This window comes from Microbacterium sp. H6 (assembly GCF_003314775.1).
GTDB classification, from domain to species: domain Bacteria; phylum Actinomycetota; class Actinomycetes; order Actinomycetales; family Microbacteriaceae; genus Microbacterium; species Microbacterium oxydans.
Genome location: NZ_QOAY01000286.1, coordinates 8,687 through 18,285 on the forward strand (window position 1 = coordinate 8,687; position 9,599 = coordinate 18,285).

8 protein-coding genes are annotated in these 9,599 nt (G+C 67.3%); 1 reads left to right on the forward strand and 7 read right to left on the reverse strand.

What is annotated here, in order from left to right; all coding sequences use genetic code 11:
• The 4 genes from DSP71_RS18450 to DSP71_RS18465 all read right to left on the reverse strand — a co-directional run.
• Positions 1-2,269, reverse strand: a 2,269-nt coding sequence (locus tag DSP71_RS18450) for a TniQ family protein (protein ID WP_147251393.1), incomplete at its 3' end; no start/stop codon positions are given.
• Complete coding sequence (locus tag DSP71_RS18455; protein WP_101305227.1) at positions 2,269-3,447, reverse strand: AAA family ATPase; 1,179 nt, start codon at positions 3,445-3,447, stop codon at positions 2,269-2,271. The genes DSP71_RS18455 and DSP71_RS18450, both read right to left, overlap by 1 nt.
• Positions 3,444-5,594: a DDE-type integrase/transposase/recombinase gene (locus DSP71_RS18460; RefSeq protein ID WP_101305226.1), complete on the reverse strand. Its 2,151-nt coding sequence runs from the start codon at positions 5,592-5,594 to the stop codon at positions 3,444-3,446. Before DSP71_RS18460 ends, DSP71_RS18455 begins: the two co-directional genes overlap by 4 nt.
• Positions 5,595-5,628: 34 nt before the next feature.
• The gene (locus tag DSP71_RS18465; protein WP_198553656.1) at positions 5,629-6,387 is read right to left on the reverse strand and encodes a TnsA-like heteromeric transposase endonuclease subunit; all 759 of its coding nucleotides are present in this window, start codon (positions 6,385-6,387) and stop codon (positions 5,629-5,631) included.
• 264 nt (positions 6,388-6,651) lie between these two features.
• Here DSP71_RS18465 and DSP71_RS18470 point away from each other — a divergent pair, with 264 nt between their 5' ends.
• Positions 6,652-6,972, forward strand: coding sequence for a hypothetical protein (locus DSP71_RS18470; RefSeq protein ID WP_113681778.1), 321 nt, complete (start codon positions 6,652-6,654; stop codon positions 6,970-6,972).
• A gap of 59 nt (positions 6,973-7,031) precedes the next feature.
• Here the strand turns inward: DSP71_RS18470 and DSP71_RS18475 are convergent, their stop codons facing one another.
• From DSP71_RS18475 to DSP71_RS18485, 3 genes are read right to left on the reverse strand one after another with little or no spacing between them, the layout of a single operon-like run.
• A complete protein-coding gene (locus DSP71_RS18475; RefSeq protein WP_101305224.1) occupies positions 7,032-7,802 on the reverse strand; it encodes a TatD family hydrolase in 771 nt (256 codons plus the stop codon).
• Positions 7,799-9,088, reverse strand: a complete 1,290-nt coding sequence (locus tag DSP71_RS18480) for a 7-cyano-7-deazaguanine synthase (RefSeq protein ID WP_101305223.1) — start codon at positions 9,086-9,088, stop codon at positions 7,799-7,801. Before DSP71_RS18480 ends, DSP71_RS18475 begins: the two co-directional genes overlap by 4 nt.
• Complete coding sequence (locus DSP71_RS18485; protein ID WP_198553655.1) at positions 9,085-9,534, reverse strand: hypothetical protein; 450 nt, start codon at positions 9,532-9,534, stop codon at positions 9,085-9,087. The genes DSP71_RS18480 and DSP71_RS18485 overlap by 4 nt, the downstream gene beginning before the upstream one ends.
• Positions 9,535-9,599 lie beyond the last annotated feature (65 nt).

Genomic DNA, 9,599 nt, shown 5'->3' on the forward strand with positions numbered 1-9,599 from the left:
CGACGTCGGCGCCGAGGCTTGCGAGCTGGGCGCTCAGTGAGCTTTGGGTCGTGCGGATGGTCGCCGCGGCGGCGCGCACGTTGTCGTGCTGTGTGGCGATGAGGAATCGGCGCGCGCGTTCGATGGGGTGGCGGCCGACGAGGGCGCGCTGGAGGAGCCGTGACCGGCCGGCCAGTGGGTGAGGGGTGCGGTCGTGTGGGCCGGGTCGCATCGTGATGCCTGCCGCTTGGATGCGGTGCGCGATCGTGGGAGCGCTGCAGCCGACGAGCGCCGCGATCTGTCGCAGCGTCATCCCTTCCTTCTCGTACCGCTCGCGCAGCCAAGCCTCGTCGATGACGAACGTGGTGGGCCGTCCGCGGCGGAGGGTGCTGTTGCCGTCGGCGAGCACACGCGACACCGTCTGCCGCGATACTCCCGTCCGCCGTGCGAGCTCATAGGTGGTCGCGCCCTCACCGTATTGGGCGATGAGTTCGCGGCTGCGAGATGGTGTGTCGAGTGCGCCACGGACGGGTCTGGCCGTCGCCCACTCACCGACGGGGTCGCTGCGGACGGCGGGTTCGATGTGCGTCGACAGCGGGGGCCCCCAGCTGAGTGGCTCGTCGATCCCTCGGCGGAGCAGGAAGGCGCGGCCGATATCGTTCAGCTCGCGGCGCACGGTGTCCGGCAGCGTCTTCGTGAACGTCGTGACCGTCCGCGGAGATATCCCGGCCGCGTCCCATGCTTCCGGTGCGCGTCGCATCGAGTTGCCGGTGATGGCCCGGTAGAGGTGGGCGCGCGCATGGCGGTGTCGGGCGCCGGAGCCGGGTTGGACATTCAGTCGGGCGCACAGCTGCTGCCATTCCTCTTCGGGAAGGAGTTCAGTGCAGTCGAGTCTGCGGCGGCGTGCGTAGTCGATCGGTGTCTCGTGGCTGTCGAGGTAGGCGGCGAGGTTGAGGATCGCCGCGAGGGCGGGCGTCTCCGCGCCCGGCCTCCCGAACTCGCGCATCACATGAGTGACCTGACGAATGGGCGCCGTCGAGTCCAGGAGGGCGAGGGCAGCGGAGTGGGTCAGCCGTGTGCCGGTGAACACGACGGCCGCGGCCAGCGCGGAGGCGGCGACGTCGCCGTTGATGCGGCGTGGGGTGAGCGCGTTCGTCCATTCATCCCAGAGTTGTGCGGGCACCTTCCGTGCCCGCTCTTCCGGGTTTACGTCCGAGGCTGGCGCAGCTTGTAGGAACAGCGTCGGTCGTCGGGTGCGTCCGAGGGACGCGGCGATCAGTCGCTGCAGCTGCGGCGTCTGACCGGTGTACGACGTGCTCACCGCGAGGCGCCCAGCCAGCAGCCGAACCGCACGGTCGGGGTCTTCGAGTGCGGCGATCGCGATCGTCGTACCGACCGCGCCGCCGGCCGCTGTGGGCGGTCCCGCCCACGTCCACTCATGCTTGTCTCGAGGCACCGCCGCGAGGAGGTCCGTTTCCAGCTCTGGCATGTCGAGGTCGCCGCCATCGCAGAGCGTAACTCCTGCGGCGCGGGTGAGGAGACGGATGTCTTCGAGGACGGTGATCGCGGGTTGCGGGGCGTCCGCATAGATCCCGAACCGGCCCTCGCCGGTGGAGAGGATCTGCATCATTCGGCGCTGTGCGTGGAGCGCCGGGTCGGGTGCGGCGATGCGTTCGGGATGCGCGGTGAGGTCGCCGCGGCAGCGGCTCGCGATCGGGCCCGTCCCGGCACCGGCGACGGGATTGTGGCAGTGCCCGGGATGTGGGATCCCGGCGAGCGGGTGCCCGGTGTGACGCGGTGGCTTGTGGCACACCGGGCAGTTGTCGGCGAGGATGCGGCGGTGTCTGACGCACGCGAAGGTGAATGGGAACTGCCACGACATCCGCCACCTGCCTCCGGAGTCCGCCAGGCATTCGGGGCAGTACCGTCCCGCCATCCCGCCGACGGGGCAGCGGAAGCTGATCCGTCCCTGCCGGGTGTAGCGGATCGCGTGGCGTGCGAACCGCATCCGCGTCATCTCCTGGAACTGCGCCGCCGGGATCCCCGTCGACCGCTCCAGCCGGGACGCCTGCTCATCGGTGAGCTCGGTCGCCCACTGCGCGGCCATCCACGATGTCGCTGACACCGCCCTGCCGCCCTCCTGCTCCACCAGGCCGAGCGCGCACGCCATCTCCGCGACAGTCGCGCGGTTCGCGGCCGCCGAGGCCTCCAGCCAGGAGTCGAACGGCTCATCCGGCAAGGGGCGGACCCGGAACGGAAGGACGCGCACGGCACCGGCCGTCTCGCTCATCAGGCGGCCTCCTCGCCGGTCTCTTCGGCGCCGTCGCTCTTCAGTCGGCGTCGGCGCCGCTCACGGCGTGCCCGATCCTCTTGGTCGTGCTTGGCCTGCAGCTCGGTGCGCTCCGTTTCTGCTCCCTCGTCGATGCGGATGTCGTCGAGGAGCTTCCGGTCGATCCGCTCGGCGCCGGTGCGGATGGCGCGGGACGCGCCGCGGCGGATGAGGTCCATGAGCGAGCCGATGTTGCCGGTGGTGCGGGCAAACAGGTACCGCGACATGTCGACGAGCATCCCTTCGTGCGCGTCCGCGAGCACGAGGGCCTGTTCGATGTGCCAGAGCAGGCTGTCCCACTCCTGGCGGGTCTGCTTGGTGCGCAGGCTGTACGGGTCGAGGCTGAGCACGGTCCAGCGGCGGAACGTCTGCGCCATCGCCGCTTCCTTCCCGGTCGCGCCCTCGCCGACGAGGCCGCGTTCGCGGAGCGCGACGCCGGCGAACAGGAAGGTGGCGCTGTACTCGTTGGACAGCCACTTCAGCTGGTTCGCGACCTCGACACCGTCGCGGGTGCGCATCTGGATGAAGTGCAGATCGTCGATGATCACGAGGCGGGTGTCGTGCCGTTCGATGCAGTCCGCGGCCGCCCGCGCCAGATCTCGGCCGGCCATCGAACGGTGCAGGATGCCCGCGGTCGCGGGGTGGGCGTAGAACCCGAGGATCATCATGTGCAGGCCCTTGATCGTGAGGCGCCCTGGGACGGTGATGTGGCAGACCGGGAGGTGGAGGATGTCGCGATCCTCGTCGAGGTACTCGCCCACTTCCGCGATCCGCTGACGGTGGAAGTCGCGCCCGAACGTGTTGACCACCGTCGACTTCCCGAGGGCCGGTGGGGCGTCGAGGGCGGCGGCGGATTTGACCCGGTCGGAGTCCTGCAGGTTGCTGTCCAGGATGTCGCCCAGTTGCAGGTGCACCCCGTGCACCTGCCGGGTGCGCAGCAGGATGTTCGCGTGCCACGCCCGCCGGTCCGCGTTGTACCGCGCGAACTCGTCCGGGCCGAGCGATCCGAGCTGCTCGGTCGTTAGCAACGCGGGCTTATCGCGCGGGGGACGTTCGGCGAAGTCCTTCCATCCCTCGTAGGTCGACAGGCTCCGCTGCCGGCGAGGCGCGTCGTGCTCGCCCGGGACTGTGGCGGTCATTGGATCATCTCCATCGGCTCGAAGTGGTAGTCGGATCGGATCGTGGGCTCGTCGATGTCGTCCTCGTCGTCGTCATCGCCCGTTTCGGGAATGTCGACGCGCTTGCGTGGGTCGCGGACCTCGCCGGTGAGCTCCCGTCCGAGATCTGTGGTGGGGTTCAGTTCGGCCTCGAGCATCCGCTGCACGGTGCGCAGCGACCACACCCCGTCAGCCGCGGGATCCTTCTCGTTGAGCTGCGCGGCCATGCGGGAACTCATCCGCCTCTCCGATGGGGTGAGCGCGCGTCCCGCGCCCCAGTCCTCGAGCAGCTGCGCGGCGACGTCGTCGACCTGAGAGGGGCGACCCTGGCGGATCGCGATCTTCTTCGCGTACTCCAGCGCGTCGAGGCTGAACGGTGTGTCGAAGGCTCCCTTGTGCTCCCACTCGAGGGTGTGCCAGGTGCCGTCCTCGGGGTCGTGGAAGTAGATCTGCGTCAAGTCGTCGGGGTTGACCACGAACGGCCACTCCGTGCCCTTGTCTCGGTGGATCGACCGGGCGCGGTTGCGGTACTTCGCGACCGAGTCTCCGGTGTAGCGCAGCTTGTGGATCTCGACGCCGTAGTGATTGAACTGCCGTTTCACCACCGGCAGCAGCTCGAGGAGAACGCTCCGGTCGATCGGCATCCGCAGTTGCCCGGCAACGGCGAGCCCCTGGTCGTATCTCTCGGCGGGGCTGAGCTTGACGCCGGGGAGGCGGGGATCCTCGAGGGAGTCGTGGGGTCGGAGGTGGTAGACCGTCGCGACCCATTCGCGGATGATCTGCTCCAGCTGCGGGACCGTGTAGACCGCGTCGGCTTCGACGTCGTCGCCGCGGCCGCCGACGTCCGCGCCCTTGTAGCCAGGGAGTTCCTGGAGGAACGTGTCGAGGGTGCGGAAGAACCTCTCGACAGGGCTCTTGTCGGTGGGCTGGTAGACGCGGGCCGGCTGGATGGATATGCCCAGGCGTGCGCACGCGCTGGTCACGTGCTCCGAGAGGTACGGTGCGCCGTGGTCGACGATGATCGTGTCGGGCAGGATCCCCGCACGGACGAACCGCGGGACGCGGATGCGCGTCGGGTCGACGAGCACGGAACCGGCGACACCGTGGAAGGGCCATCGTGCGCTCGTGCCCCACTCCGCGGGAGTGTCGAAGGGTTGGCACGCTTCCATGAGCACGCCGGATACGTCGATGGATTTCGTTGAGCCGGGCGTCAGCCGCATGCCGAGAATGCAGCGGGAGTAGAGGTCGATCGCGACCGTGAGGTCTGCGGCGACCCACTTGCCCGTCACCGGGGCCACGGCGAAGACGTTGAGCGGCGTCGTATCGAGGAGAACGTATTGGCCGGGCGCGGTGGCGTGCAGGCGTCCGTACGGAGCGGGCGGCCGGTTCGCGTTGGAGCGCTTGCGCTTGGTGCTCCCGGAGAAGGTCGCGCGGCCACGGGAGAGCTCGTCGAGGATCTTGTATGCGGCGCTTCGAGAAGGGGCGGCGACGATACCTGGCCCGTGGGTGCGGTCGGCTCGGGCGTTGACTCTCGCGATGATGATGCTTTTCGCGACCTTCGACTCCGGCGTCTGCTCATCGATGACCTCACGTGCCGCCGTGACCCAGCGGTCGTCGAAGTTGACGAGCAGATTGCCCGGCTGCGCCTTGCGGTGATCGATCAGTCCGATCTCGCCGGCATCCTTATACCGCGCCACCCACCTCGCGACGGTCCGGCGACCCTTACCGAGCTCGAGCGCCTTCGCCGCGATCCGCTCCTCGATGCGACGCTCCGGATGGTAGGCGAGCTTCGGTTCGCCCTCACGTGCGATCTCGGCCGCCCCCGACCGGTAGCCGGTGAGGACCTCTCGCACATGATCAGCGCGCTCGGCGGACACCGCGCGGGCCGCGTCGCTGGCATCGGCCCAGACGACACCCAGTGGAGCCGCGTCCTCATCGCGACTGTTTCCGGGGATGCGTGTCGTACCTCCCTCAGCGCGGGGGCGCAGGAGGTCGATCATCCGCAGGCGCCGAACCTGCCCAGTTCGGGTACGGACGATGACCGCGCCCTCGCAGATCTCCGCAACGGTGCAGGCATCGCCGTCGTAGACGATGTCCACGCCGGGTTTCAGGGTCCACGTGCTGCTCATCGCTATCTCCTTCAGGTGTTGAGGGGGTGGTATCTCAGGCCCGCGTCACGATGCTCGTGGCGCTCAGAAGTCGAGTCAGGTCGGTGCTCAGCCGGCGAGCCCACAGCAGGTGCAGGACAAGCGCGCGTGCTGCGAGAAGCCCGCCGGCGACGGCCGGAATCGCGCGCACCGCCTCGCCGAACGCCATGGGCGATCTCAGCTCGCCGAGCGCGCCGGTGACGTCGCCGTCGGCGAACTGGAAGGGTCGGCGGTAGCCGGCAAGGAACTCGACGTTGCGTAGCAACACCTCATCCGGCTCGGATTGGACGCGGTACTCCCACCCGTGGGGTTCGATCACGCGCCGCGACCAGCTCAGCGAGTCACGCACCTTCGGGATGGTGAGCTTCGCGGCGGGCTTCACATCCACCACGCAGACGGTTTGGTCCGCGTGGACGATCAGATAGTCGGGAATGTGGCGACGGCGTGTGCCCTTGTCCTCCCCCTCGAGGAGGAACGGCTGAGACAGGATCCAGTCGACGCGAGGGTCGAAGTCGGCCAACAGCAGGTTCGCGTACTCGAGCCGCGACTCGTATCCGACATGCGATTGCATGGTTGCCGACCAGTAGCTGCCCGAGAAATGCCGCTGCCCCCGGTACCAGCGGAAATCACGCCACGGGACGGCGGCGTCGAAGACGCTCAATCGAGCTGACTGCAGCGGAACAACGTCCACCTCGCCACCCGCTTTGCGAACCATCAGCCCGACATCCGCCGGGAACGCTCCGCCCCGCGTCCCGAGTTGCTCGCGCTCCGTCATGAAGCCAGCGTGAGGGTCGAATCGGTCCGGGAGAATGCACGCTGCCGCCATAGATTCGCGAAATACGATTCAGGATCTCGCTCTTGCTATCACGGGTTAATTCGGTATATGCGAGTCACGAATACTAGTGAATGTGACATTCACTGTAGTGGACGTCACATAGATAACAAGTCACCGTCAGGGATACAAATATAGGGACCACAAAATCAACGCCCACAGGCCGGCCTGAAGCCCACGTCGGCCGCGTGTGCGACACTCAAGGACATGACCATGTTGGAGCCCATCGCGCCGGAGGAATCCCGGCTCGTCTTCGGCAACAGCTACATGTACAGCGTCATGGTCGAGATCGCCGGGCTACGCGGCGAGAAGTTCTCATCGAAGACGATCACCGACGCCACGCGGCTCTCCCCTGGCATCGTGCACCCACTGATCCAGAAGCTCCGCCGAGCGAACTTCATCGAGTTCGTCGAGCGCGTGCCCGGAGAGCGGACCATCCTGTACCGGGTCCGCGGGAATCCCTGGTGGAATGCGGCGAGCCAGTACGTGGAGGAGCAGAGCACGGCCGAGGAGCGTTCCGCGTCCTGACGGCGACGGTCACCTACGGGCTAGGCCCGCCCGACCGTCTGCGCGCGGAACCACGCGTCTCACCTCGCGGACTGGATCATTTGTCGAAGCGCGGCGGGGAGCAGGGAATCGACTCCTGTGTCGTCGACCAGCGCGGCGAAGTTCGACCAGACGACAGTACGGACAACCGCGGGCGCGAGGCCGAGCGCCCGCGCTATCCCGGCCTCGACCGGTTCCACCCGGCCTGGTCGGCGTGGGCTTTGGGAGAAACGATCACCGCTGGGATGATCGGTCTCGACAAGTAGACGTTCTCGCGGGATAGCTCGGAGCACGTCGGGCGAGCGGGTCATCGAATAGTTGACCGAGAAGTAGCAGCCCAACGCGACAGCCTCCCGAGTCTCTTCAGGCGTGCCCAACCACCAGTGCAGAACGGCCCCCGCACGCAGGTGAGATGCACGCAACACCTCAAGTACAGCGCTGGTCGCCCGGTAGCTATGAATTGAAGCGATCCGAGGGGAGGTCTCGACCGCCTTAACGATGCGTTCGAACGTCGCCCGCTGGGTGTCGCGTGGAACGCGGGACGCGCCATCGAGTCCCACCTCCGCAACATATGAGGTCGACTGGAGCATGGTCGCAAAGCGATCCGGATCGAATCCACGATCGGCGCCGACGAGACCCGGGTGACACCCCACCCCCCATACGCTGGCGCGATCCGAACGCGACTCCACTTGCGCGTATTCGTCGAGTGACCGGGTAGCGATCAGGACAACCGCGCCCAGCTTTTCAAGCTCGAACGGCGCGATGTCCAACGCGACGTGCGCGTGCGTGTCCAGGGGAGGTAGGCGTCTCATCCCAGATAGTTTTCCAACTCGGCCAAGCCCCGTGCGTATAGGGTCCGCGCGTCGGCGACGGTGAGGGCTGGGGGCAGTGGGGTTGTCATGAGGAAGCTCTCGTCCACGCCCGCATCGACGAAGTCTCGGACCGCGTTTTCGATCGACCGCTGCTCCGCATACTTCGCGAAGCGTCCTCCGCGGTCGGCGAGGTACGGGGTGGCATCGGAAAGATCTGCCGCGGCAAACGCGGCGCGACGAAGGACACAGCCGAAGCACTTTCCGCAGTGCGAACCACTGGCGACCTGACCCAAGTACTGCTGGTCGCTGTGCGAGCAGGAGTTCGTTGCGCTGAGGAATGCCGCGGCACGATCCGCGCCGACCAGCTCGACGACGCGTCGGTACTCATCGCCCTTCGTCAAGGCTTGGAAGGGATTCTCAATTTCGCCGTACCCGCCCAGATCTGTCAACAGTGAGCCCACGCGCCAGAGGAACCAAGGCTGCGTCGTGCGGGTCGACAATGCTCCCACCCGCTCTGGGCCAAGTGGGGGGTTGATGGAGGCGAAGCCGTTCTCGGCGATCCACAGGCCGCGGCCACTCTGGCTTGCCACTGCCAGCCCGAGCGCGAGGAACAGCAACGATCGCGAGCGGCTCGACGGTTCCCGTCGAAATCGTGTGCCGTTGAGGCGATGTGTTCTGCGTTGCAAATGCACCTGGTAATGGTGGATGGTCGTCCCGCTGAACAGCGCCTCCAGGGCGGCGGCGACACGCTGCTGCGGGGCGCTCGCTCCCGCACCCGAGCTTGAGTGGGAGACAAGCCGCTGCCCTTCCCCGGACCGGAGCGATGCCGCGGACACCAGCGCGCCGGATGCGGAGTCCGCGCCGCCGCTGACCAGAACCGTCCGAGCGGCCGTGTCGGGCACCAGCACACCACTCGTCTCGGAGGCGGCGAGTCGGGCGAACTGCAGAGTCCACCGGTCGCCGGTGAGGAACGCGAGCGTGCGTTCCAACTCCGCCGCGACGGCCTGCCACTTCTCCGCGTGGATCACCGGCACGGTCAAGACTAGGTCGCGCTGATTCCAGTTCGATCCACCCCGTTCACGTCTCACCGAATGGTCTGCGACATAGACGGTGAGGGCCACACGAACGAAGTCGGCATTGATCGAAGGAACTGTCCCGAGCTGGCGCAGGTCCGGTCGTAACCCCGTATTGAAGGAATCGCCCGGCGTGCCATCCCACAAAAACACCTCGTCCGCCCCGCTCTTGGCAGCATCCTCCCGGGACAGACACAGAGCGATGCTCGTCATGACTCATCCCCATAGATAGCAAGAAGATCCGTCACGCCTGTTTGGACCGCCGCGCTAATGGACGGGCCATCCAGAGTCACCGCGGCGACATCGAATCGCATCGCCCATGCCTTCGCGGCGAGTCGGATCTCATCCTCTGCGGAACGCCGAAGCGCAGCCCTCGGTTCTTGTCGAATCCGGTCGCCGACCTCCGTCAGGATGGAACGAGCGATCATCAACTCGACCGTGTGGCGCACGATCTGCGCCGGATCCCGCGGAGTCTCCAGCGTCCACGTCACGAGGTCTGCGACGATCAGTCGCGCCTCGCCATCGGCGATTGTACTGTCAGGTTCCGACTCGAACGCGGCCTCGACGATGCGCCGGCGCACCTCGAGCGGATCATCAAGGGCGCGAAGCTCATCGAGGTCGAGCCCGGCCGCCTCCAACGGTGCGCGCTCACCCCGCAAGTACGCGGTCGACAGAGTCGCAGCGCTGCCGGCTGGGCCGGCTACGCGTGCGGCCGAGCGCTGCG